The organism is Novosphingobium sp. TCA1 (assembly GCF_009811895.1).
Taxonomy (GTDB): domain Bacteria; phylum Pseudomonadota; class Alphaproteobacteria; order Sphingomonadales; family Sphingomonadaceae; genus Novosphingobium; species Novosphingobium panipatense_A.
On sequence record NZ_BLJH01000012.1, the window covers coordinates 17994 to 43395 of the forward strand.

Annotated in this window: 19 protein-coding genes; 3 read left to right on the forward strand and 16 right to left on the reverse strand. The window is 66.8% G+C overall.

What is annotated here, in order from left to right:
- Positions 1 to 10: 10 nt before the first annotated feature.
- Positions 11 to 289 carry a hypothetical protein gene (locus NTCA1_RS14550; RefSeq protein WP_086493609.1) on the reverse strand — a complete coding sequence of 93 codons (279 nt, stop codon included), beginning with the start codon at positions 287 to 289 and terminating at the stop codon, positions 11 to 13.
- 133 nt (positions 290 to 422) lie between these two features.
- Here NTCA1_RS14550 and argJ point away from each other — a divergent pair, with 133 nt between their 5' ends.
- Genes argJ through NTCA1_RS14565 form a run of 3 tightly spaced genes read left to right on the forward strand, consistent with a single transcriptional unit; the run spans position 423 to position 3126 of the window.
- Entirely contained in the window at positions 423 to 1649 is a 1227-nt protein-coding gene (gene argJ / locus NTCA1_RS14555; protein ID WP_159831045.1) for a bifunctional glutamate N-acetyltransferase/amino-acid acetyltransferase ArgJ, read from the forward strand.
- A 2-nt stretch (positions 1650 to 1651) separates the two neighbouring features.
- Positions 1652 to 2290 (forward strand): glutathione S-transferase family protein, encoded by a 639-nt coding sequence (locus NTCA1_RS14560; protein ID WP_159831046.1) that lies wholly within the window; start codon positions 1652 to 1654, stop codon positions 2288 to 2290.
- A 23-nt stretch (positions 2291 to 2313) separates the two neighbouring features.
- Positions 2314 to 3126, forward strand: a complete 813-nt coding sequence (locus tag NTCA1_RS14565) for an inositol monophosphatase family protein (RefSeq protein ID WP_159831047.1) — start codon at positions 2314 to 2316, stop codon at positions 3124 to 3126.
- 132 nt (positions 3127 to 3258) lie between these two features.
- On the opposite strand, the gene NTCA1_RS14570 is transcribed toward NTCA1_RS14565, so the two are convergent.
- The 15 genes from NTCA1_RS14570 to NTCA1_RS14640 all read right to left on the reverse strand — a co-directional run bounded on the left by NTCA1_RS14570 (position 3259) and on the right by NTCA1_RS14640 (position 25026).
- Positions 3259 to 4038, reverse strand: coding sequence for a DUF4019 domain-containing protein (locus NTCA1_RS14570; RefSeq protein ID WP_236549334.1), 780 nt, complete (start codon positions 4036 to 4038; stop codon positions 3259 to 3261).
- Between the two features lie 96 nt (positions 4039 to 4134).
- A complete protein-coding gene (locus NTCA1_RS14575; RefSeq protein ID WP_159831049.1) occupies positions 4135 to 4770 on the reverse strand; it encodes a hypothetical protein in 636 nt (211 codons plus the stop codon).
- Between the two features lie 171 nt (positions 4771 to 4941).
- Positions 4942 to 5262: a thioredoxin gene (gene trxA, locus NTCA1_RS14580; protein ID WP_086493615.1), complete on the reverse strand. Its 321-nt coding sequence runs from the start codon at positions 5260 to 5262 to the stop codon at positions 4942 to 4944.
- Positions 5263 to 5343: 81 nt separating this feature from the next.
- Entirely contained in the window at positions 5344 to 8859 is a 3516-nt protein-coding gene (addA, locus tag NTCA1_RS14585) for a double-strand break repair helicase AddA (RefSeq protein WP_159831050.1), read from the reverse strand.
- On the reverse strand, positions 8856 to 11882 hold the full coding sequence (addB, locus tag NTCA1_RS14590) for a double-strand break repair protein AddB (RefSeq protein WP_159831051.1): 3027 nt from the start codon (positions 11880 to 11882) through the stop codon (positions 8856 to 8858). The genes addA and addB overlap by 4 nt, the downstream gene beginning before the upstream one ends.
- The gene (locus tag NTCA1_RS14595; RefSeq protein ID WP_086493618.1) at positions 11875 to 12600 is read right to left on the reverse strand and encodes a nucleotidyltransferase family protein; all 726 of its coding nucleotides are present in this window, start codon (positions 12598 to 12600) and stop codon (positions 11875 to 11877) included. The genes addB and NTCA1_RS14595 overlap by 8 nt, the downstream gene beginning before the upstream one ends.
- Entirely contained in the window at positions 12597 to 13586 is a 990-nt protein-coding gene (locus NTCA1_RS14600; RefSeq protein ID WP_159831052.1) for an aminoglycoside phosphotransferase family protein, read from the reverse strand. The genes NTCA1_RS14595 and NTCA1_RS14600 overlap by 4 nt, the downstream gene beginning before the upstream one ends.
- A gap of 98 nt (positions 13587 to 13684) precedes the next feature.
- Positions 13685 to 14146 carry a tRNA (adenosine(37)-N6)-threonylcarbamoyltransferase complex ATPase subunit type 1 TsaE gene (gene tsaE, locus NTCA1_RS14605; protein WP_133083773.1) on the reverse strand — a complete coding sequence of 154 codons (462 nt, stop codon included), beginning with the start codon at positions 14144 to 14146 and terminating at the stop codon, positions 13685 to 13687.
- On the reverse strand, positions 14143 to 16509 hold the full coding sequence (locus NTCA1_RS14610) for a PAS domain-containing sensor histidine kinase (protein WP_159831053.1): 2367 nt from the start codon (positions 16507 to 16509) through the stop codon (positions 14143 to 14145). The genes tsaE and NTCA1_RS14610 overlap by 4 nt, the downstream gene beginning before the upstream one ends.
- A gap of 206 nt (positions 16510 to 16715) precedes the next feature.
- A complete protein-coding gene (gene ahcY / locus NTCA1_RS14615; protein WP_201282493.1) occupies positions 16716 to 18134 on the reverse strand; it encodes an adenosylhomocysteinase in 1419 nt (472 codons plus the stop codon).
- Between the two features lie 148 nt (positions 18135 to 18282).
- Entirely contained in the window at positions 18283 to 20499 is a 2217-nt protein-coding gene (gene katG, locus NTCA1_RS14620) for a catalase/peroxidase HPI (RefSeq protein WP_159831054.1), read from the reverse strand.
- Positions 20500 to 21009: 510 nt separating this feature from the next.
- Positions 21010 to 22545: an L-lactate permease gene (locus NTCA1_RS14625; RefSeq protein ID WP_236549335.1), complete on the reverse strand. Its 1536-nt coding sequence runs from the start codon at positions 22543 to 22545 to the stop codon at positions 21010 to 21012.
- 9 nt (positions 22546 to 22554) lie between these two features.
- Entirely contained in the window at positions 22555 to 23565 is a 1011-nt protein-coding gene (locus tag NTCA1_RS14630) for a 2-hydroxyacid dehydrogenase (RefSeq protein WP_159831055.1), read from the reverse strand.
- 132 nt (positions 23566 to 23697) lie between these two features.
- Positions 23698 to 24717, reverse strand: a complete 1020-nt coding sequence (locus tag NTCA1_RS14635; protein WP_086493624.1) for a L,D-transpeptidase — start codon at positions 24715 to 24717, stop codon at positions 23698 to 23700.
- A 45-nt stretch (positions 24718 to 24762) separates the two neighbouring features.
- On the reverse strand, positions 24763 to 25026 hold the full coding sequence (locus NTCA1_RS14640) for a GlsB/YeaQ/YmgE family stress response membrane protein (RefSeq protein WP_086493625.1): 264 nt from the start codon (positions 25024 to 25026) through the stop codon (positions 24763 to 24765).
- Between the last annotated feature and the right edge of the window lie 376 nt (positions 25027 to 25402).

Consider the following 25402-nt stretch of genomic DNA (forward strand, 5'->3'; position numbering starts at 1 on the left):
CGCAGCGCGCTTATTCGCGCGCGCGGTCTATCCCGGTGAGAACCGCGGGAAACACGCGCGAAACCGGCGCTGCTGCCAGAGGCGGCGCATGACGGCGGGTATTGCGCAATCCGGGTTCGGGGAGCTGGGCAAGGGCCACCGGGGCACGCGGCGCCTTGGCGGCGACGGCGGCTTCGGTCAGCACCACCTGCAGGCTGGACACCTGCGATGCGCGCGCGTCGGCAGGGCCGATTTGCGCGGCAAGACCCGTCAGGAGGGCCAGCAGGGTGAGTAGCAGGCGGTTTGCCATGGCGGATCAGATAAGGGGCCAAGGATGAATAGTCCACAACCCATCGCGCACCGTTGTATCTAGCGGCCGGATTTAGCTGGCCGCAGGGTCGTCCCGCGCTTGACCTGCCGCACCCACGCGCTACCCACCCGCCATGGCCTATACCACTTCCCCGCTCGCCTCGCCCTTCCCCGCCATGCCGCCGATCGCCGGCGTCACCCCGCACGTCGTGCGCGCCGGGTACAAGGACTGGGGCCGATGCGACCTGACTTATGTGGAGCTGGACGAAGGCACCGCCGTCGCAGGCGTGTTCACCAGGAACCTGTGCTGCTCCAGCGAAGTCGAACTCGGCCGTGACAACGTGAAGCAAGGCCTCGCCCGCGCGCTTGTGGTCAACGCGGGCAATTCCAACGCCTTCACCGGCTACCGGGGCCGGGAGGCTGTGGAGCAGATCATGGACCAGGTCGCCGCCCATATCGGCTGCCCGCGCGAACAGGTCTTCGTCTCGTCCACCGGCGTGATCGGCGTGCCCCTGCCCAAGGACAAGGCGCGCGAGGGCGTGGAGAAAGCCCTCACCGCACAGCCCTGCTCGTGGGAAGAGGTCGCCAACACCATCGCCACCACCGACACTTTCGCCAAGGGCGCGACGGCCACGGCGATGATCGGCGACACCAAGGTCACGCTCGCCGCCGTCATCAAGGGGTCTGGCATGATCGCGCCGGATATGGCGACCATGCTCGGCTACATCTTCACCGACGCCGCCGTGGAGCCTGCTTTCCTGCAGGAGTGCCTCTCCGCCGCGAACTTCCGCACGTTCTCGTGCATCACGGTCGATTCGGACACCTCCACCAGCGACACCGTGCTCGCCTTCGCCACCGGCAAGGCGGGCAACGCGCCGCTCTCGTCGATCGCCTCGCCCGGCGCCCATGCCTTTGCCGCCGCGATCCATGACGTCTGCCGCCAGCTTGCCCATCTCGTCGTGCGCGACGGCGAAGGCGCGCAGAAGTTCATCGAAGTGGCCGTCTCCGGCGCCGTCTCGGACGAAAGTGCCCGCAAGGTCGGCATGGCCATCGCCAACTCGCCGCTGGTGAAGACCGCCATCGCGGGTGAGGACGCCAACTGGGGGCGCGTCGTCATGGCCGTGGGCAAGGCAGGCGAACCGGCGGACCGCGACAAACTCTCCATCGGTTTCGGCGGCACCTGGGCCGCGCGCGAAGGCCTGCCGCTGGCCGACTATGACGAAGCCCCCGTCGCCGCCCACCTCAAGGGCCGGGACGTCACCATCGAGGTCGATCTCGGCCTTGGCGAAGGCGCCGCCACCGTGTGGACCTGCGACCTGACGCACGGCTACATCTCGATCAACGCCGATTACCGGAGCTGACGGTGGCCGGTCCGCAATTCACCATCTGGGGTCGCCTCAACTCCCACAACGTCAAGAAAGTCGCCTGGTTCGCCGAGGAACTGGAGCTGAACTACGTCCGCCACGATATCGGCGGCCAGTTCGGCTATACCGAGGAGTACCTCGCCAAGAACCCGAACCGGCTGGTGCCGATGATCGAGGACGGCAAGCTCGTCCTCTGGGAATCGAACGCGATCCTGCGCTACATGGCGGCCGAGTACGGCGGCGAGCGCTGGTTCCGGCACGACCCCATCGACCGCGCGCTGGCCGACCGCTGGATGGACTGGCAGATCACTTATGCCGACGCCCAGCGCCTGCCCTTCCTCTCGATGGCCCGTACCCCGCGCGAGCAGTGGGACATGCCCGCCATCGAACGCGACGTGAAAGCCTGCGCCGCCCACCTCGCCGTGCTGGAGCGCTACCTTTCCGAGAAGCCCTGGCTCTCCGGCGGACAGTTCGGCATCGGTGACATTCCCATGGGCGTCTATGCCTATACCTGGTTCAGCCTACCGCTCGATCAGTTCGGGCTGGAGCGACCGGAGTTCCCCGCGCTCACCGAATGGTACGCCCGCATCCGCGAGCGCAAGGGTTATGCCCAGCAGGTCATGATCCCTCTCACCTGACCCTTCGTTATAAGGCCTCCCGCATGATCACCCCTTCGCTCAATGCCGCAGTCGAAACGATCATGCGCGAGGTCTCACGCGATGTGATCCTGCCGCATTACCAGTCGCTGTCGAGCGAGCAGATCGTCAGCAAGGCGGTGAACGACGTCGTCACCGTGGCCGACCGCGAGAGCGAGGCGATCCTCACCGAACGCCTCACCGCCCTGCTGCCCGATGCCTCGGTGGTAGGCGAGGAAGCGACTTTCGCGGATGAAGGCGAACTGCTGAAGCTCAAGGACCGGCTCTGCTGGATCGTCGACCCGCTCGACGGCACCAACAACTTCGCCTCCGGCAAGGCCCCCTTCGGCATGCTCATCGCGCTGGCCGACAAGGGCGAAACGCTGGGCGGCTGGATCCTCGACTGCCTCACCGGCCGCTTCTGCCGCGCTTCCGCGAACGGCGGCGCCTGGGTGAACGAAGAACGCCTCACTGCCCGCGCCACCGGAGAACAGCCACCCGTCGCCGCGATCTCGCTGATCTTCACCGAGGAATCGCGCCGCGAGCGCCTGCGCGCCGAAGTCGCCCCGCATTACCGCATGGTCGACATCCCCCGCTGTGCCGCCGAGCAATACCCCCGCCTCGCGCTGGGCCAGAACGACGTCGCGGTGTTCGAGCGCACCCTGCCCTGGGACCACGCGGCAGGCGCCCTGTTCCTCAACGAAGCGGGCGGTAAATGCGCCCGCCCCGACGGCAGCGCCTACCGGGTGGACGAGATCGGCCGCACCGGGCTGATCGGCGCTGCTTCTCCGGCGCTGTTCGAAGACCTCGCCACGCGCCTGTCCGCGCTGGAGGATTGAGCACAATCGTCGTCCCGGACTTGATCCGGGACCGCTGGCCGTGAACAACCCATCACTCGGCAAGGCGCCCTGACGCGCTCTCGCGCCTAAAGTCTTGCCAGCGGTCCCGGATCAAGTCCGGGACGACGGAATTTATTCGATCGTAACACCCGCTACACGCCAACTGCCGTCCTGCCGCGAAAGAGAAACCGTCTCGACCGCATCTGCCTTGTTGGCGAAACTGGTGCGGAACTTCACCACCTCATAGCCGTAAGGGGGCGCAGGCAGGTTTTCCTGACGCAGAAACGTCCGCGAGATAACCGGCCCCAACGGCACGCGCACTTTCTCATTGGTCGCAGCCCATACCTGCAAGCTGTTCAGCTTCTGGAAGGCCGAGCCGGTTCCCTTGTAGCTTTCCTCCCAGCGCCCCTGATCGATGAGGGTCAGCCATTGGCGCGCCGTCTGCGCCACTTCCGAACTTTCCGCAGCGGCCGAAGCAGAACTGGGCACGGGCGGCGAGGTGGTCGAGACCTGAGACAGGGTGGTCAGCGCCAGAAGGCCAAGAGCGATCGACATGAGCAATACTCCGGTGATGATCCAGGGGCGGCGACGGGCTCGCCCCGCGCCGCCAGGCAGCGCCCCTGCCTGATCCACCTGAGAACGGGCCGCGTCTTCCCCGATTACCGTGTCCTCCAGAAAAATAGGGGGATGGGCCGGAACGCCTTCGCCTTCCGCGTCGAGCAGAAGGCGGGCTGCCTCGCGGCTGCTCGACACTGCCATCTTGCGCCGCGCTTCGCGCAGGCGTTCGTTGATCGTATGAACCGAAAGCCCCAGACTGCGCGCCGCAGACTTCGCATCATGACCGCGCACGATCAGGCGAAGGGTCTGCTTCTCCTTCTCGGTAAGCCCCCAGAGAAGTTCGTTCACCGGCATATTCATATCCGCTGGGCTAGGTTCGGCTCGGCGCCTTTGCTACCCCGAAAAATCTGTATCTCGGGGGAGAGAACGCCGGGATCGCGTCTCGCGGACCTAGGGCGCCTTGTCCGGCGCACAAGCGCCCGTCCGCTCGCCCTTGACCGACCACCGCATGATATCCGGCGCCGCCGTTGCCCGACCGTTCGACGTCGGAACAGGCATGCTTACCAGTGGTTCCCTGCGGTTCTCGAAATCGAGCTTCAGCGCCGAGGCGCCGTAACTTCCGGTAACCTGCATCTCAAGCCGCGTCTGGAAACTGCTTACCTTGCCCGTCGCCTCATCCCTGGAATTCGCATAGCCGCCCTGACAGGTCTGCGTCGCCCGCAATTGCCCGTCGCCAAAGCGGATCTTCAATGGGCGGCACAAAGTCGTTCCCGCAACCTGAGAACGACCGTCACCGACCAGCAGGCGCACGAAATCCTCGACTTGCGTATCGGCAAGGCAGAAGTGCCAGGCGCGATCCTTGCCCAATGCGACCGCGGTGTCGCCCAGGTCGATACTCTTGCCGGCCCGATAGGAGCGCGAAATCGTGACGAGCCAGTCCCCGCCCTGCATCGTCCTTCGCGCGCGAAGGCCTTCGACGACGATATCCTTCGGGGCGCCGCCATCCTTCGTTTCGGCGCCAACTTCCTGAGTCGACCAGACCGAAGCGGCCATGAGGAAAACCGGAACCGCACGGTACCACTGCATCGGCGGTCCTCCCTGCCGCTGCCTACGAACGGTTTGGAAATATGCGGGAATTGCCGACAATTGCAACGCTCTCACGCGCGGCGCGGCAAAAGCGCCGCGCAACGAAAAACCCCTCCCGCCTCGCGGCGGAAGGAGCTTTTGAATTCCGGCTCTAAAACCGGAAGCGAACCCTCAGAGTTCGCCTTCGATCCAGCCCTTGAGCGCGCTCTTGGGCGCGGCGCCGAGCTTCTGGGCGACCGGCTTGCCGTCCTTGAACAGGACCATCAGCGGAATCGACTTCACGCCGATCTCGGCCGGAATGCCGGTGTTGGCCATGATGTCCATCTTGGCGATGGTCACCTGTTCGGACAGCTCTTCGCTGATCTCTTCCAGGGCCGGGCCGATCATCTTGCACGGGCCGCACCAGTCGGCCCAGAAATCGACGAGCACCGGCTTGTCGGACTTCAGTACGTCCGCTTCGAAGCTGGCGTCGGTAACAGCGATAGTCGCCATGAATTGAAACTCCTCGGGTATCTCGGTTGAACGCAATCTAGGGACGAATTGCCCTGAGGCAACGCCTGCCCGGGCATAGCTTTACTGGGCCGGGGAAAAGTCCGGCTTGTGGGCGGCCAGCACGTCGGCAGGAACGGCGATCAGGCGGGGCACGGCGGTGTAGAGCAAGGCCACTTCCACGGTGCGGCCGGGAAAGGCCACTTCCAGCGCGGCGGCATAGGCCGCCATCTGGCGCAGCACCCCGCGCGGCACTTGCTCAAGCCGCTCGGGCGGACGACGCGCGGTCTTGTAGTCGACGAGGCGCACGCGCTCGGGCTCCACCACCAGACGGTCTATGGTACCCGCTACAACCTGCCCCCCGACAACTGCCGCCACCGGCACTTCGGCCAGGCTGGCAGGGCCGAACAGTTCGGTCCATTCGGGATGGGCAAGCACGGCCATGGCGCTGTCCAGCATGGCCTGACGCGACGGTTCCGGCAGATCGGCAGCATTGCGCGCCAGCCATTGCCAGCCCGCTTCCTCGCGTTCCTCCGCCGCGACTTGCGGCAGGCGTTCGAGCAGCTTGTGGACCAGCGTGCCGCGCCGCAGGGCATCGCGCCCGGCGCCGGGCGGAAACGGCGGATCGGGCGCATCGTCCTCGCCCAGCGCGGAAGGCGCCAGCGGTCGCGGCGGACGCGGTTCTGCAGGCGGCGTGCGCTCCAGCCAGCGCGGCAGCGGCTCGCGGAAGGGCAGTTCGACCGAGCGCACTTCGGCCGGCAGCGGCGGAGGCACGGGGCCGTTCTCGCAGCGCGTGCCCCAGATCGCGTCCTCGACCTCCGCTTCGGCCGGGAACAGGGCGCGCAGGCTGGCGTACCAGCTCTTTTCCGCCGGGCCGTCCCGGTCCCGCCGCCCAAGCGCGCCGCCCACGAACAGCGCTTCCTCGGCGCGGGTCATGGCGACATAGAGCAGGCGCCAGTGCTCCTGCTCGTCGCCCTCGCGATTGGCGGCGATCTGCGCGGCAATGCGGCCGACCTTCTCGTCCTTCGACAGCGGCGGCAGCGGCACCTTGCGGCGTTCCTCGCGCGGGTCGGCCAGATCGAAGCCGCGATCGCGCGCGGCCTCAGGGTTGCCAGTGGCATCGGCCAGAATGACGATCGGCGCCTGAAGCCCCTTCGAGCCATGGACCGTCATCACCCGGACCAGGCCCGACGCGGCATCCGCCTCGCGCTTCAGCTCTCCGTCTCCCGCATCGAACCAGGCAAGGAAGCCCGCGAGGCTCGGGGTATCGGTGGCGACATAGGCCTGCGCAGCATTGACCAGTTCGTCGATCGGGTCGTTCGCCTCGCTGCCGAGCCGCGCCACCAGCTTGCGCCGTCCCTGCCACGGACCGACCAGCAGCCAGTGCAGCATGTCCTGCGGCGGCGTGAAATCCGCGCGCCCCAGCAGGTCGCCAAGCTGTTCGAGCGCCGCGCCGATCTCCGGGCCGGACTGGGTGCGCAGATGCTCCCAGAGGCGCCGATGCCTGTCGCGGTAACCGAAGCGCAGCAACTGCTCCTGGCTCCAGCCCACCAGCGGCGAGACCAGCAGCGCGGCCAGATTGAGATCGTCGAGCGGCTGCACCGCGAAGCGCAGTGCCGCGATCAGGTCCTTCACCGCCAGCGGCGCGCCCAGGCGCAGGCGATCAACGCCCGCGACTGGCACGCCCGCCGCATGAAGCCGCGCAACGATCAGCCCGGCCAGTTCCTTGCGCTGGCGCACCAGCACCATGACGTCGCCCGCGCCCGCTCGGCGCTGCCCGCCCTTGCTCAGCGTGAAGCCTGGCCCCGAGGGATCGAGCCATTCGCGCACCTGCTGGGCGATACGCTCGGCCATCTGACGGTCGGGCCGGGAGAGCCAGTTTGGCTGCTGGCCGTCGTTGTCGTCGCCGTCTTCGAGCGGCTCGTCGTCATCCTCGCCGATCTGCTCGGATACCGGCTTCCACAAGGCGACATAGCCGGGGCGCTCCTGCCCAACGTGGCGCTCGGCGGGACGGTCGAGGCCGAAGCGGGCATGGCCGATCCCGGCAATGGCCTCGTCCACGAAATCGAGCACCGGCTGCGCGGTGCGGAAGCTGCGGTCCAGCCCGAGTTCCAGCAGCGGGCGCGCGGCGATCTCGCTGCGTAGCATGTCGGCATTGTCGGCGGCATCGCGCATCCGCCCCCGCACGCGGTCGGCGGCGCGGCGGAAATTTTCGGGGCTGGTGCCCTGAAAGCGGAAGATCGCCTGCTTGTAGTCGCCCACCACGAAGAGCGTGCGCAGCAGACTTTGGGGGTGGCCTTCGCGCTGCCCCTCACCCGCCCAGAACTCTTCCGCCATGGCGAAGACGATGTCCCACTGCGCGGCATTGGTGTCCTGCGCCTCGTCGACGAGAATGTGATCGAAACGGCGGTCGAGCTTGTAGCGGATCCAGTCGGCGGAGGCCTGCCCACGCAGCAGATCGGCGGCGCGGCGGATCTGGTCGTCGAAGTCGATCAACCCCTCGCGCTGCTTCGCCTCGTCCCAGGCGAGTGCAAAGGCACGGCCGAGGCGCAGCGCGGGAACCAGCCTCTCCGCCAACCCCAGCAGCGCCTTGGTCTCACGGATCTCCGCAAGACTCTCGCCTACGCGCAGGGCGTAGCCTTCGTAGTCGGGATCGCGCTTGGAAAGGTGGTTGAGGCTGCGGACGCTATCGTCCTTGGTGAAGAGCGCGGCGTGGAGATCGTCGATCCCCTCGGCCCGCTTCGCCGCACTCCAGGTGAGCCACGGCACCAGCACGTCGGTGGCCTTGTGCGCGGTGGCGGTGTTCCACTCGGCCAGCACTTCGCAGCATTTGCGCAGCGAACGCACGTCGAAGGCTTCATCGCCGCACATGTCCGCGAGCAGATCGTCGCCCGCCTCGTCCGGCAGCCCGAGCAGGCGCAGCACATGGCTGCGGATATCACCCGCCTGCCACGAGCCGGGGCCGAACCACGCCTCCCGCGCACCCGCGCAGCGTAGCAGGAAATCCACTACCGAATCCGGCCCGTGCCGCAGCGAAAGCTGGGCAATCGCGCCGAGCAATTGCGGGCCGTCGAAGGCATCCGTCTCGGCCGCCACAAGCAGGTCCGCGAGCACTTGCCGAGCCAGCAGGGCGCGTTCGCGGTCCTCCATCGGCCGGGTGCCGGGCACGAGCTGCGCTTCCAGCGGAAACGTCGCCAGCAGCCACTGCGAGAAGGCGTGGATCGTGTCGATCCTGAGCCCCCCGCCCGGACTGTCGAGCACGGCGGCGAACAGCGTGCGCGCGCGGGCACGGGTCTCGGGGTCGGTGGGCGCACCGATCGCATCGAGGCGCTGGAACAGCAGGGTGTCCTCCAGCCGCACCCATTCGGCCAGCGTGCCGTTGATGCGCGCGGCCATTTCCGTCGCGCCTGCCTTGGTGAAAGTAAGGCACAGTACCTGCGAAGGCTCGACACCCTCCTGCAACAGCAGGCGCAGCACGCGCGAGGACAGCACTTGCGTCTTGCCGGTCCCCGCCGAGGCCGAGAGCCACACGGTGTCGCGCGGGTTCACGGCCAACATCTGGTTGCCGTGCAGCGGATGGACGGCGGCCGGGCCGCTCATACCTCATCCTCCGCGCCCGCACGTTCCCCGCCCGCGTCTGGTCTGCTGCCGAGCGAGGTGATCCATTCGTCGAGACGCATCAGCTGGTCGTAGTCCGCATAAGAACCGAGTTCGGGATTGAGCCGCGCGGTGAACGGCTCGGTGCCGAGAATCCAGCGGTCGAGCGCGTCGTTCAGATAGCGCTCGGTCTCGGGCAGGAAGTCGTCCGGCTCGATCCCGGAGCGCCGCTTGCCGACCTTGAGCGGCGTGGTGGCATAGCCGAACCGGTTCTTGTCCTTGGCCATCGACCAGTATTCGAATTCGCCCGCCTCGCCCACGATCTCCCGGCCCTGCATGTCCTTGAAGCCCCCCGCCTGAGCGATCAGCGCGATCAGGCCGAGTTGCAGCGCGAAGCCTTCTTCCACGCGGCGCGGGGTCGGTGGCGAGCCTGTCTTGTAGTCGACCACTGCCAGCGAACCGTCAGGCAGGCGATCAATGCGATCGGCGCGGCCGTGGATGCGGATGTCGCGGTAGCGCATGTCGCCCCAGGCCTCGCTGGCCACGACCCGGCGGCCGGCGGTCTTGTGCGCCAGCACGAGTTCGCGGAACGTATCGAGCGCAGCGGAAAGGCGCGGCCACCAGAGCGCGCGCATCAGCGGATGCGCGTTCTTCTCAGTCAGCACGGCCTGTGCGATCGCGTGGAGCCCGTCCACCGGCTCGCCTGCCTTGTGCCAGTCCTCCAGGATCTTGTGCGCGACTTCGCCTTTCCACGCCGCGCTCGGCTCGGCATCCAGCGCGTCGAGCTTGCGCAGGCGCAGGATGGCATTGGCGTAGAATTCGTAAGGATCGCCGCGCAGGCGGTCCAGCCCGGTCACCGCCAGATCGACGCGGCGCTGGTCGGGCGAGGGCATGGGCTGCGGGCGCGGGTGGCCGGCCACCGGCGGCGCATCGTCGAGCATGCGCGCCAGACGCAGCACATCGCTTTCGACATGACGCTCCGCCTGTTCACCCAGCAGCGCCTTGACGCGCAGCACGAAGCGCGAGGGGATCACCGGCCCGCCCGCATCGCGCAAGGCCCAGCTCAACACGACTTCGGGCGCCCCCAGCGCGGCGGCAAGGTCGTGCGCGGCAAGGCCGATGCGGAAATCCGCGCCCGGTACCCCCAACGCGCGCAGCACGGCAGGCGGCAGCAGCGCGTCCTGCGAGGGCGAGGCAGGCCAGACGCCCTCGACGAGACCGCCGCAGATGACGAGATCCGCGCGGCTCATCCGCGCTTCCAGCAGGCCGTAGATCGATACGCGCGGATGGCCGCCCCAGGGTGGGCGCACCGAGACCCGGTCCATGGCGTCGCGCAGCATGGCGTGAAGCTCGCGCGGGTCAAACAGCGTCCCCGCCGAGCCTGCCGCGCCGCGCAGTTCCTCGACCATGGCGCTGAGGCTGCGGCCGTCGGCCTGCGCCCAGATCGCCTCGCCGCAGAGCGCTTCGGCGGCATCCACCAGCGCCGCGAGCATCGCTTCCAGCGGCTGACCTTCGGTGAGTGCGAAGAGCGGCGCCAGCACGGCCTCCACCGCACTCCACCATTCGCCCAGCTTCTCCTGCTCGGCGAGATCGGCCAGCGCCGCCAGACCCGCACCGGGGCGCGGACCGCGCAAGGCAAGATCGAGCTTGCGTGCGGACTCCAGCCAGCGAGCGCGGCCCTCGCCCCCACCTGCGAGCGGGTGAACCAGCAGCGCGATCAGCGGGACCGGCGCGGCCTGTTCGGCCAGCACTTCGGCCAAGAGCAGCATGAGCCGCCCCGCCGCCGTCTGAGCCAATGGGCGCCCTGCGGTATCGTCCGCCTCGATCCCCCAGCGCGTGAGGTGCGCGACCACGCGGCCCGCCAGACCACGATCCGGGGTGATAAGCGCGACGCGGCGCTCGGGCACTTCCAGCGCCTCGCGGATCAGCACCGCGATCGCCTGCGCTTCCTGTTCGGGGTGGGTGCTTTCCATCAGCCGCACGCCGGAAAGGCGCCGCTTTTCGGCAGGCAGTTCGACCCAGGCCGCCGAAGCACGCGGCGGCAGGAACAAGTTGGAGATCACCGTGCTGCGCTCGGCCGGCGAGGCGCCGTAGCCGGAGCGATGCCATGCGGAGACTTCCTCGCGAGCAATGCCCATCCGGTTCAGCAGCAGCTTGAGGTGGTACTGGGGATGCGTCACCGCATCGCCCCGGCCGAACGGCGGTTCGTCAGGGTTTTCCGGTTTTCCGGCAATGCCGAGTTCGTCCCAGACCTCGCCGGGAAGCGCCAGATCGAAGTCCGGCAGGACTACGGAACCACCCGGAAGTTCGCTGACCACGCGCAGCAATCTGGCCAGCGCGGGCGAAGCGCTGGTCACGCCCGCCGCAACCACGGGATATTGCGGCGGCACCGCGCGCCATTCCGCGGCGGCATGTTCGAATAGCCGGTTGCGGCGCTCCGGCGCGTCGATCTCGCCCCGCTCGGCAAGTTCCGCGATCCAGTATTGCTGCACCATCAGGAAGGTGCGGGTATTGTCGGTCCAGTGCCCGGCCAGGTCGCCGACGATGCCGATCACCCGCTCGCTCATCAGATCGATCGGGGCGATGCCTTCGACCAGCAGGCGGTCCATCGTGCGGCCTAGTTCCCAGGCCCGTCGCAGCAGGGCAGCACCCTTCCCCGCCTCCGCGCCTTCCACTTCGCGCAAGTAATGGGCAAGCCGCAGCCAGCGCCGGGTCAGATCGGCGGCGGGCGGAATATCGGCGGCCCCGAGCGGATCGAGCAGCGGCCCGAGCGTCTCGTCGAGATCGAGATCACCAACCACCGCCATGCGCGGCAGCAGCATGCCGGGCCTGTCGGTCGTGCCCGAATGGCGCACGAAAGCCTCGGTAACGGTGCGGACCGCGCGGCGACTGGGCAGCAGCAGGGTCAGCCGGGCGAGGCCCAGTTCACCTTCGGAATAGCGCGGCACCAGCCCCGCCACGAGGGCATCGGCGAAACCACGGTGCGCAGCAATGGAATAAACGCGCGGCCCGCCCCCTTCAGGCACGGGTCAGCCATTCCTCGGTGGGTCTGATGGCGGTCGGTTCGCCCACTTCGAACCACAGGCCGGTATGGGAAATGCCGAAGACACGGCCTTCCTCGATGGCGCGGTTCCACAGGATGTTGGTGGAGAACGGGCCTTCCGGCGCGTCACGCAGCAGGCGCTTCGAGACGATCTGGATGCCCGAAAAGATGAAAGGCGCAACCCGCCCCGGCTTGCGACGCGAGACGCGGCCCAGCGCGTCGAGATGGAAATCGCCCTCGCCGCGATAGTTCATCGCGCGCGGGTGCGAGACCAGCAGCAGCAGCGCGTCCATCGCCTCTGGATCCCAGGCGCGCGAGAGTTCGTGGAACACGTCCTCCGGCCCGTCGAGCCAGATATTGTCGCTGTTGAGGCAGAAGAAGGTATCGGGCAGCAGCGGCGCGGCCTTGACCATGCCGCCGCCGGTTTCGAGCAGCTGCGCGCGCTCGTCCGACACGGTGACCTCAGGGCCCTTGCGGCGCACCTTGAAATGGCCTTCCAGCGCATCGGCCAGGTAGTGGACGTTGACCACCGCCTTTTCCACCCCGGCGGCGTCCAGCTTGTCCAGCGCATGGTCGATCAGCGACTTGCCCGCCACGCGCACCAGCGGCTTGGGCTGGGTGGCGGTGAGCGGACGCATGCGCTTGCCGAGACCGGCCGCCAGCACCATGGCGGTGTCGCTGGCCAGTTTTCCCCCGTTCATACGGCGTAACTCCCGCCGTTGGCTTCGCGCAGATGGGCGGGGATATTCGCGTCGAACCAGCGCGCCACCGGCTCCAGCGCCGGGTGGGCGAGGTCGCGCTCGAGCAGAGCCCAGACGCGCGGGATCAGATCGAGATAGCGCGCCTTGCCGTCACGCCGCCAGAGGCGCACGAAAATGCCGATGATCTTGGTGTTCCGCTGCGCGCCGAGGCGAGCGTAGTCGGCCAGGAATGTCTCGGGATCGGCGCCGGTCGCCTGCAGGTAATGGTCGAACATTTCCGCTTCCAGTTCCGGCGAAACCTCGCGGCGGGCATCCTGAAGCAGGGACACGAGATCATAGGCGGGGTGGCCGATCAGGGCGTCCTGAAAGTCCAGCAGGCCCTGCTTTTCCAGCGCGCCGAGCAGCATGATGTTCTCGGCATGGTAGTCGCGCAGCACGGTCACTCCGGGGCGCTGGCGGGGCAGCAGCGCGCCCATCACCGATTCCCAGGCCGTCACGAAACCGGCAGTATCCACGCGCAGGTCCTGTGCCGAGCAGTACCAGTCCACGAACAGCCGCACCTCGCGCTGGTACTCGCTCATCGAATAGTCGAGGAAGGGACCGGGCGGCAATTCACGCAGCTGTGCCAGCACGTCTACGGCGCCGCGATAGACGGCGGCCTCGTCGTCCGGCCACTGGTCCAGATAGTCGCGCATGCGCGCATGGCCGAAGTCTTCCATCAGCACCAGGCCGCGCTCGGCCCGTTCTGCCAGGATGCGCGGGGCGCGGAGGCCATTGAGATCCAGCCAGTGCGCCGCGCGGAGGAAAGGCGTGGGATCCTCGGTGGGCGGCGGCGCGTCCATCAGCATGGCCGTTTCGCCATTGCCGCGCGTCACGCGGAAATAGCGGCGGAACGAGGCGTCCCCGGCCAGCGGTTCGACATGGGCGCCTGCCCAGCCGGCTTCGGCAAGGAAGGGTTCGAGATCGGCGGGAAGATTCGTGCTCATTTCGGCTCCCGCCCTAGAGCATTTTCAAGTCAGGTGGAAACACCTGACGACTGGGAAAATGCGACCAACAAACAACAGGGATCGCTGTTCTGATAAAATCAGAACGAAACGCGATCCCGCCAATCAGGGCCGGGCTCGACAATGGCGATCCGCCCCTCATCCGCAACTTCCAGCGCGATTGAGAGGCAGCCCGGCTCATGGGCGAACCCTCCGGCATGATCGGGCCACTCCGCGATCAGGGCCGCGCCCTGGCGATAGTCGTCGAGGCCGATCTCGTCGGCTTCTGACGGATCCTTCAACCGGTAGAAGTCCGCATGGACGAGCGGCAGGCGCACGCCCGGTCCGCCCGAGGCCGGGGGATCGTAGACTTCGATGATCGCGAAGCTGGGCGACGGCACTTCGCCCTCATGCCCGAGTGCGGCGATGATCGCGCGGGCGAGCGTGGTCTTTCCCGCGCCGAGGCCGCCGGTCAGCGCGATCACGTCGTCGGGGCGCAATTGGTCGGCAATGGCGCGGCCGAAGCGCTCCATCGCGGCGAGGTCGGGCAATGCAATGTTCACGGAAGCTCCACCAGAGCGCTGGTGCCCTTGCCGGGCTCGGAAACGAGACGCAGCGCACCGCCATGGGCCTCGACAAGCTGGCGGGCGAGCGGCAGGCCAAGGCCCTGGCTGCGCTCCACCGACTTGCCGTCGGCACTGGCCTTCATGCCGTCGAGCGCCAGCGCGATGCTGCGGCTGTCCATCCCCGCGCCCTGGTCCTGGACGAGGATCTGGAGCCATTCCCCCTCGCCCGACTTGCGGCGCCCGAGCTGGACGAGAATGTGCTGCCCCTGCCGCGAGGCCTCGATGGCATTGTCGACGAGATGGCCCAGCGCGCGCGCCAGCCGCTTGCGGTCACCCGAGATCGGCCGCAGCAGCCCATTGGCCTGGAGATCGAGCACCAGCCCCGCCTTCTGGAGACGCGCGGCGCGTTCCTCCACCACGGCGCGCACGAAAGGCATCGGATCGATTTCTTCGCGCTTGAGCGGCAGCAGCCCCGCCTCGCTCTGCGAAAGATCCAGCAGGCTGTCGATATGATCGCCCAGCGCCTCTACCGAAGTCAGGATCGCGCCGACATATTCGCGCCCGCTCTCGGACAGGTCGCCGCCGATGCCCGCTTCCAGCAGTTCCGCGAAGCCGCCGATCGACGTGAGCGGCGTGCGCAGTTCGTAGCTCATCTTGGCAAGGAAGCGCGTCTTGATCGTATCGGCCTCGATCAGGGCCGCATTGCTTTCACGCAGCGCCGCCTCGGCCTTCTGGGAATCGGTGATGTCGAGAACGGCGAGCAGCCCGTTCCCGTCCGGCAACGGAACGCCCGCGAATTCCAGCATGCGCCCGTCGGCCAGCGCGATGCGCCCGCCTTTCTGCCCCCGGTCGAGCGTGGCCGTGCGCACCACGCCGCCCACCGTCTCTGCCTCGGCCGGGCGCTTGAGGCGCGGCGCGATCTTCTTGAGCAGGTCCTGGATATGCGGATGGGTGTCGAGAAAGTCGCTGTCGAGCCCCCAATCGGCGGCAAAGCGGCGGTTCCAGATCTGCATGCGGCCGTCGGGCGCGAAGACTGCGATCGATTCGAACAAGCTGTCGAACGTCGCCGTCCGCGTGCGCAGCAGGGTGTCGCGCACGGCGGAAAGGCGCAGCTGCTCGGTGCGGTCCTCGGCGATGAGCATGAGGCCGCCGTCCGGCACCGGCTGGGCGACGATGCGCAAGTGCGTGCCGTCCGCGAGCGTCCAGGCCTCCTCGCTGGCGGTGCCTGCCGCGAACCAGGCCGCCTTCTCCCGCCGCCAGGCAGGAAAGTCCCGCGCTTCCGGCACGCGCCCGGCATCGCGGGCAGCGTCGAGCAGGCGCTCGAACGCGGGCAGATCCTGCAGGGCCTGGGCGGAGAGCTTGAACAGGCGCTGGAACGGCTGGTTGGCGAACGTGAGGCGCTTCTTGGCATCGAACTGGGCCACGCCTGCCGAAAGCTGGTCCTGAAGCGCGCGCTGGGTCTCGCGGAAAGCGCGGAACGAGCGCGACATTTCCTCAAGATCTTCGATATCGACGGCATAACCCGCCACCCCGTCCTCACCCAGCGGCAGGTCGCTGACGCGCATGGCGCGGCGCTGGCCGTTGATCGTGGTGGAGACGATGCGCTGGATCGGCGCGCCCTTGTCCGCCGCCACCCGCGCCACTTGCGCCGGGGTAAGGCCGTCGACGTTCTCGACCAGTTCGGTGCCGCTGGCGACCACGCCCTGGGCGCTGTCCCCTCCGACGGCGGCGACATAGGCCGAGTTCACCAGTTGCAACTCGCCGTCCGGGCGGCGGAACCACATCGGCATCGGCGCCGCCTCGATCAGCGAGACGAGCGCGGTGAAGTCCCCCCGCGCCCGCGAGGCTTCGTCGCGCAGGCGGGTGAGTTCGGTCTCGCTGTCGGAAAAATCGAAGACCCAGACCAGCGCCGCGCCGCCGGGCGAGACTTGCGGGTCGGCCAGATGGCCGCGCAGCGCCAGCGAGCGGGTCGAGCCGCGCGGCGTCAGCACCATGCGAAACGGCGTGGCGGTCTTCTGGGTGCGGCGCACCGCCTCGGTCAATTCTTCCAGCTTCTCCGTGGGAAGCCCGCGTTCGCCGCCGCGTTCGCCGGGATCGAGTTCGGAAAGGAACTGCGGCACGCCGTCCAGCCCCAGCCACTGGGTAAGGCGCGGACTGGCCTCGATTCGCCCGTCGGAGCGGACGAGCAGCGGCAGGGCGGGCGATTCCTCGACCATACGCCCGAGCCTGCGCGCCGAGCGAAGCTGGCTTTCCGCCCGCTTCTGGCGGCTACGCGCGGTGAGCACGGCCCAGGCCGCCGCCAGCATCCAGGCAGCGAGCAGAAGACCGATCAGGAGGGGTACGAGGCGATCCTGGTCCATTCACCCACGGCTATGAGGTGCGCAAGCCGTAAAGACAATGGGGAGAGCGCCATTGTCTGTGCGCTCGTCACATCCGTGACGAGCTTGCGGCACCGGCCCACGCCCCCACCCGACCTCCCGCTAGTGTATCCTGATGGGAGGTCGGGTGGGGGCGTGGGCCGGTGCCGCATCGGGAATGCCCGGATGGGCATTCCCGACCTGACAAATCAGTAGCGGTAGTGGTCCGGCTTGAACGGGCCGGCTTCCGGCACGCCGATGTAGTCGGCCTGCTTCTTCGAAAGCTTGGTGAGCTTCACGCCCAGCTTTTCGAGGTGCAGCGCGGCGACCTTCTCGTCGAGGTGCTTGGGCAGCACGTAGACGCGGTTCTCGTAGTCGTCGTTCTTGGTGAAGAGTTCGATCTGGGCGAGCGTCTGGTTGGTGAAGCTCGACGACATCACGAAGCTCGGGTGGCCGGTGGCGCAGCCCAGGTTCACCAGGCGGCCCTTGGCGAGGACGATGATCTGCTTGCCGTCCGGGAAAGTGACCAGGTCGGTGCCCGGCTTAACTTCCTTCCAGTCGTAGTTGTCGAGCGCCGAGATCTGGATCTCGCTGTCGAAGTGGCCGATGTTGCAGACGATCGCCTTGTCGCGCATGGCTTCCATGTGCTCGCCGGTGATGACGGCTTCGTTGCCGGTGGCGGTGACGAAGATGTCGCAGCGCTTCACGGCGTCTTCCATGGTGACGACTTCATAGCCTTCCATGGCGGCCTGAAGGGCGCAGATCGGGTCGATTTCGGTGACCATCACGCGGGCGCCGCCGTTGCGGAGCGAAGCGGCCGAACCCTTGCCGACGTCACCGAAACCGGCAACGCAGGCGACCTTGCCGGCCAGCATCACGTCGGTGGCGCGGCGGATCGCGTCGACCAGCGATTCCTTGCAGCCGTAGAGGTTGTCGAACTTCGACTTGGTGACCGAATCGTTCACGTTGATCGCGGGGAACGGCAGCTTGCCGTCCTTGGCGAGGTGGTAGAGACGGTGGACGCCGGTGGTGGTCTCTTCAGAAACGCCCTTGATGGCGTTGACCGAGCGCGAGAGGTAGCCCGGCTTGGCCTTGAGGAAGGCGTTGAGCGCGCGGACGAACTCGATTTCCTCGGCATTGGTGGGCTCGAACAGCGGCTCACCGGCTTCGACGCGCGCGCCCCAGAGCGCGAACATGGTGGCGTCACCGCCGTCGTCGAGGATCAGGTTGGCGGTGAGGTTGGGATCTTCTTCGGTCGACCAGTCGAAGATCTTGCCGACGTAGTCCCAGTAATCGGCCAGCGATTCACCCTTGATCGCGTAGACCGGGATGCCGGCGGCGGCGATGGCGGCGGCGGCGTGGTCCTGGGTCGAGTAGATGTTGCAGGTCGCCCAGCGCACGTCGGCGCCGAGCGCGACCAGCGTCTCGATCAGCACGGCGGTCTGGATCGTCATGTGGAGCGAACCGGTGATGCGGGCGCCCTTGAGCGGCTGCGACGCGCCGAATTCCTCGCGCAGCGCCATCAGGCCCGGCATTTCGGTCTCGGCGATGTTGATCTCGGTACGGCCGAAATCGGCGAGCGAGATATCGGTAATGGCGTAGTCGTGGGCGATCTGGGCAGTGGCCACGGGAAGCTCCTGGTACGTTGGACGTTACGCGAGACGCCGGACTGAGCCCGGCGCCTCGAATGCATCGTCCCTACCCCGTCAGCTTTCGCGAAGCAAATATAAAGATATCTTTATATGCTTCGCGAAAGTTGCGGTGAAGCACGCCCGCTCATGCCAGATCGAAGCGGTCCGCGTTCATCACCTTGCACCAGGCGGTCACGAAGTCCTTGAGGAATCGCGGCCCGGCATCCGATGCGGCATAGACCTCGCTGAGCGCGCGAAGCTGCGCGTTGGAGCCGAACACCAGGTCCGTCCGCGTCGCCGTCCACTTCGGCTGGTTGGATGCACGGTCGGTGCCGATGAAGGTCTCGTCCGCCTCGTCGTCCACCTGCTTCCACGCCGTGCCCATGTCGAGCAGATTGACGAAGAAGTCGTTGGTGAGTTGGCCCGGCCGGTCGGTAAGGACGCCGTCCGTCCGGCCGCCGTGGTTGGCGCCCAGCACACGCAGCCCGCCGACCAGAACCGTCATTTCCGGCGCGCTCAGGCCGAGCAGCTGGGCACGGTCGATCAGCAGCTCCTCCGTGGGCACCGTGAAGGAAACCTGGAGGTAGTTGCGGAAGCCGTCCACGCGCGGTTCGAGCACGGCGAAACCGTCCACGTCGGTCTGCTCCTGCGCGGCATCGGTGCGGCCGGGCACGAACGCGACGTCGAGCGGGGTTCCCGCGTCCGCCGCCGCCTTCTCGATGCCCACACTGCCGCCCAGCACGATCAGATCCGCAATCGAGACCTTTCGGCCCGAAGCACCGCCGTCGAAATCGGCCTTGATGCCCTCATATACCTCCAGGACTTTCGCCAGCTTCTCCGGCTCGTTGACGTCCCAGTCCTTTTGCGGCGCCAGACGCAGGCGGCCGCCGTTCGCGCCGCCGCGATGGTCCGACCCGCGATAGGTCGAGGCCGAAGCCCAGGCGGTGGAGACGAGCTGCGCGACGCTCAGGCCGGAATCGCGGATCCTGCCCTTGAGCGCAGCCACGTCCTCGCCGGTAATGACGGGGCCATCCGCCGCCGGTATCGGGTCCTGCCAGAGCAGGTCCTCCGCCGGGACTTCCGGGCCGAGATAGCGCGCCTTCGGCCCCATGTCGCGGTGGCAGAGCTTGAACCAGGCCCGTGCGAAGGCATCGCCGAAATAGTCGGGACTGGCGCGGAAACGTTCCAGGATCTGGCGATATTCGGGATCGACCTTGAAGGCCATGTCGGCCGTGGTCATCATCGTCGGCAGGCGGCGTTCGGGGCTGTGGGCGCCGGGGGCCAGGTCTTCCGGCCTCTGATCCACCGGCTGCCACTGCTGCGCCCCTGCCGGGCTGCGGACCAGTTCGTATTCGTAGTCGAGCAGCATGTGCAGATAGCTCATGTCCCACTTCGTCGGCGTCGGCGTCCAGGCGCCTTCGAGGCCCGAGGTGATCGTGTGATCGCCGAAGCCGCTTTCATGGCCGCTCTGCCAGCCAAGTCCCTGCTGGGCGATGTCCGCGCCTTCGGGCTCCGCACCCACCTTGGCGGCGTCGCCCGCGCCGTGGCACTTGCCGAAAGTATGGCCGCCCGCCGTAAGCGCGGCGGTTTCCTCGTCGTTCATGCCCATGCGCGCGAACGTCTCGCGAATGTCGCGGGCCGAGCCGATGGGATCGGGCTCGCCGCCCGGACCTTCGGGATTGACGTAGATGAGGCCCATCTGGATCGCCGCCAGCGGGTTTTCGAGCGCCATCTCCCGCTCCGGCTGGATGCGGGTTTCGGCACCCTGCCCCACCCATTGCTCCTCGGTGCCCCAGTAGACGTCCTTTTCCGGCTCGAAGATGTCCTCTCGCCCGCCGCCGAAGCCGAAAGTCGGCCCGCCCATGGACTCGATGGCGACATTCCCGGTCAGGATCAGCAGGTCCGCCCAGGAGAGCTTCGCGCCGTACTTCTGCTTGATCGGCCAGAGCAGGCGGCGCGCCTTGTCGAGATTGGCATTGTCCGGCCAGGAATTGAGCGGAGCGAAACGCTGATTGCCGGAAGAGGCACCGCCGCGCCCGTCACCGGTGCGATAGGTGCCCGCGCTGTGCCAGGCCATGCGGATGAAGAACGGGCCGTAGTGGCCATAGTCCGCCGGCCACCAGGGCTGGCTGTCGGTCATCAATGCGGTGAGATCGGCCTTGAGCGCAGCATAGTCGAGCGACTTGAAGGCCTGCGCATAGTCGAAGTGGCCACCCAGCGGGTTCGCGCCGCCCTGGGGCAGGATGTCGAGGGAAAGCTGGTTGGGCCACCAGTCGCGGTTGGTGCGGCCCAGGAGCGATCGTACCGGATCGCCATGCATCGGGCAGCCGCCCATGTTCCCGCTAGAGGTCTTCGCGTCCATGTCATTCTCCTTCCGGTCGGGTCCGCCCTGTTCTGCGGGCGGTTATTGTCATGTCGGCAGCATCTCCACGGGGCGGAGTCTCGCGCGATATGCTGCAACGATCAAGCGCAACCGCGCCTTCGGGGCGGCGCAAAATTCCGATCATCAATCGCGGCGAAAGTGATGAGAAAAAGCGGTGGTTTTTCCGCCTCCTGTCACTCTCGGTGGGCTGCTGGACAGGAGGCGGAAGTGGGATGGAAGATCGGAACCTTCCATTGCACGCCATGGGGGAAGGCTCGCGCCTTGCCGAATTCGCCGTTCGATCGCCCGGCGCAGGTGCGCCGTGATCATGCCGGAACCGCTATCACCCGAATTTATTACACAGGCAAGACACAATACTCAACATCATTTCATATTAATGCGCACTAATTAACCGCGCTATTATGACGCGAACAATTGCAGCATTGCACACAAGCACTGCAACACGGCTGAAATCGCGCAATAATTGCCCGCAGAATGCGGCACAATAATTCAGGATGGCCGCAAAGTACCGAGCGCCCAGTAGACGCCCAGCACGATCGCCCCGCCCGCCAGCGCGTAGGCCAGACAGATCGGCGCCGTGCGCGACAGGGCCTTGCCCTCGTGCCCCACCAGCCCCACCGTGGCCGTGCCCGCCACGATGTTGTGCGGCGCCATGATGTTGCCGATCGCCGATCCCAGGCTCTGTCCGGCCAATGCCAGCCAGTGGGGCAAGGTCACCGCATCGGCGGCGGCCACCTGGAAGTTGGCGAAGATGATGTTGGAAGCCGTGCCCGACCCGGTGACGAACGAGCCGAGCGCCCCCACCAGCGGCACCGCAAGCGGCCAGGCCTGTCCGAACAGCCCGGTGGCGCCGACCGCAAGGGCGTCGATCAACCCGCCATGCACCATGAAGCGCGCCAGCGTCAGGACCGAAACGAGCGCGATCGCCACTTGCGGCAGACGGCGCAGCGCCGCCCCCATCGACGCGGCGACAAGGCGCGGCCGCGACCGATTGCCCAAGGCCGTCAGGACGAAAGCCAGGAACAGCATGGTGCCGGGATGGTAGAGCGGCAGCATCTGGTCTCCGAAGGCCTGGCGGTAAGTCCATTCGATGTGGTGCGAACGCAGGGAGAGGCGCAGCGGATCGATCAGGCGGCTGGCCAGGATCAGCACGACCAGCACCATATAGGGCAGTCCGGCCCGCATCAGTGCCCCGGTGTCTGGCGCATCGTTGCCGCGCGCAGGCGGAGAGCCGCGCCGCAGCCAGACGACGAACAGCGCCCCGCCCAGCAAGGCGCCGCCCAGCGTCGGCAGTTCCGGCCCGGCCAGCCCGGCGATCAGTGCGGCGGCAGGAAAGAAGCAGGCTGCCGCCATGATAGCCACCTGCCACGAAGCCCTGGAACTGCCGGAAGAAACCGTCCGATCGGACCGCACCGTGCCCAGCTTCACCACGATCAGCGCCAGGGTCCAGCCGATGCAGGCGTGCAGCAGCAGGATCGCCAGCGACAGCCGCCGCTCGTCCACCGGCGCGGCGTCTGTCAGCGGGACCATCGGCGCGCCCACCGCGCCGAACGAGACGCCCACGACATGGCCGATCAGGGCCACCAGCAGCGCGCGCTCGGCAGGTACGCCCAGCGCCACCAGCATGGGCGCCACGATCGCCACCGGCGTCCCGAAGCCCGAGGCACCCTCCAGAAACATTGCGAAGAAATAGCCGACCAGCAGGGCGGTGGACGCCGGATCCGACGAGATCGAGGACAGCCAGTCGCCGATCACCCCGGTCGCTCCGGTACGGACCTGATATTCGTGAATGGACAGCGCCGGGAACACGATCCACAGGATGGTCGCCGCCGTGAACACCGCTTCCAGCAGCGGTCCGGCAAGGTCGGCGGGCGTATCTCCGAACTGGAAAGCGCCGACCGCCACGATCGCGGCAATCACTGCCGAAGCTGTGCCCGCCGCCGCCGCCGACCAGCGCAGCCCCGTCATCAGCCCGACGAGGGCCAGGATCGGCACGAGCGCGAGAACGGGAACCGTTGCCGCCACCGGGGCAGCCTATCCCCGGCGCTCTGACGGCACGGGATGAAGCGGCGCACCGCTCCGCTCGAAAGCGCTGATATTGTCGATCGTGGTTCCGGCGATCGCAGTCATCGCCTCGCGCGTGAAGAAGCCCTGATGCCCGGTGATGAGCACATTGGGAAAGGTCATCAGCCGCACGAAGACGTCATCGCGAATGACCTGGTCCGACAGGTTCTCGAAGAAGAGATCTTCCTCTTCCTCGTAGACGTCCAGCCCGACGTAGCCGACCTTGCCGCTCTTCAGGCCCGCGATGATCGCGCGGGCATCCATCACCGCGCCGCGGCTGGTGTTGATGAGCATGACGCCGCGCTTCATCTTCGCGATCGCCTCGCGGCCGATCATGTGGTGGGTTTCAGGCGTCAGCGGGCAATGGAGGCTGATCACGTCGCAGCGCGCCAGCAATTCGTCCAGCGGCACGTAGCGCCCGCCGATCGCGGCAAGTTCCGGCGTTTCGAAGGGATCGCTCGCCAGCACTTCGCAGCCGAAGCCCTTGAGGATGCGGGCGAGGTTGATGCCGATCTTGCCCGTGCCGATCACGCCTGCGACCTTGCCCTTGAGATCGAAGCCCAGCAGGCCTTCCAGGGCAAAATTGCCTTCGCGGACGCGGGCATAGGCCTTGTGGATCTTGCGGTTGAGCGTGAGGATCAGCGCCGCCGCATGCTCGGCAATGGCGTCGGGCGAATAGGCCGGCACGCGGCCGATCCGCAGCCCCAGTGCGTCGGCCGCGTCGAGATCGACATTGTTGAAGCCTGCGCTGCGCAAGGCGATCAGCCGGGTGCCACCCGCTGCGAGAATTTCCAGTTCCGCGCGCCCGAGCTGGTCGTTCACGAAAGCGCAGACACAGTCGTGATCCCTGGCAAGGTGCGCGGTTTGCGAATTGAGCCGGGACTCCAGATAGAACAAGGCATGTCCCGCCTTGGATTCATCGTTCGCACTGTCCAGGAATTCACGGTCGTATGGGCGGGTGCTAAAGACGGCAACTTTCAAGGAAGCACTCCTGATCTCAGGACAATTTCAGAGTATCACTGCATTTCGGCAGCACAACAGTCGCCGTCCGAATAGAAAGCCATGCCCGCTCCGGTCACCCCGGCGCTTGCACGATCTGTCCCGCAGGTAAGTTCAGGGGGTAGGCATGATGGCGTCGATCACCGTCAGGTGCTGCAAGGGTCCCTCGGACACCCGCGAGTTGGTGACGAGGATGGTCGTACCGGGCACCAGCTGCGCCTTCACCTTCTCGTAGAACGGGCGCGGCAGGCGCAGGCGGTTGATCACGGATTCGTCCACTTCCCGCCCTTCGTCATCGCCGTGCCCCGGCAGGCCGACGTAGATCCAGCGCGGCTTGCCGTCGCGCGTCGCCAGAGTGATGACATGCGATCCGGGATCGCTGTCGTTCACTTGCGCCACGCTGCGGCCGATCTCCACCCCGCCGCGCAGCACGACGATGCGCTGGTCGAGCTTGGAAACGATGATCGAGATCGGGCCGGAGGGCGAAAGCTGCGGGTTCCAGCGATATTGCTCGCCGCCGCTCAGCGGGGTGCGATCGACGGGCTTGCCCTGCGCATCGAAGGGCACGAGCAGGCTGTTGTCGCTGGAACGGACGTGGGTTTCGGCATCGCCTTCCACCACCACGGTAACGCCCAGTTTGGTGATGGCGAACAGTTCCTTCGCGAAACCGTATGGCAGGTGGACGCAGCCGTGGCTCTCGGGGTAGCCCGGCAGCCCGCCCGCATGGAGAGCGACGCCGTCCCAGGTCAGGCGCTGCTGATAGGGCATCGGCGCATTGTTGTACTTGCTCGACCGGTGCTTCGCGTCTTTCTGCAGGATGGTGAACACCCCGGTCGGCGTGGCGTGGCCCGCCTTCCCGCTGGACACCGTGGTCGCGGCGATCCTCACGCCGTTGCGGTAGACCACGCCGATCTGCCGCGACAGGTCCACATAGACCATGACCGGCCCGGAAGGAGAGACGTCCGGCGCCCAGACCCATTCGCCGGGCTTCAGATGCTCCATGCGCCGCGCGAATTCCGGCGGCGAGGTCGCCCGGGCGCCCTGCGCAACCGCCGGAGATGTTGGAAAGGCGCCGAGAAGCAGGCAAGACCCTAAGCACGACGCACCGAGCGCCGCCCGTTTGAATAGGCTCATCAAAAGTCCCGTAGAGCTTGGTTCAGCAAACTTCGGCCGATGTCTTCAGCGCACGCGGCCCCGCTGGACCAGATTGACGATCGCCAGGAGCACCACGGCGCCCAGAAACGCCACCAGCAGACCCACGATCGAGAATTCCTTCACCGAACCGGCGATCCCGAACTGGTTGGCGATCAGATTGCCGATCACCGAACCCACGCAGCCCACCACGATGTTCCAGAGTATGCCCATCGAGGCATCGCGGTTCATGACCAGACTGGCGAGCCACCCGGCAATACCGCCAACGATCAATGCAATAATCCAGCCCATGACGTTCTCCCGACCTGTTCCCGCAGATTACGGGAAAACTGCCCTGTAAGAATGACTGCTCAGAAATGACTGTGAAAATTCCGGCTTCGTATTCCGATTTCCAGAAAGTCTCTGGAACCGGCAACTCATCGATCATTTGCCTTGTGCGCGAAGAAAGCTGCGCCCGTCACTGCGAAAGGTCAACCTTTACATTCACGTCCGTTCCGGTCGGAAAGACGGTTCGAAAAATGGCGGAACCGGCATTCCATAAAACGAAACACAAGGTTGCGCTTGCCTTGGGCAAAGTCAAATGCCAAATCTTTTCACAGGATTAAGCCCATAGGCTGCGGGATTCGTTTCCACGCTTACTTGGAAACGGCGAATGCCGCCGCCCGAA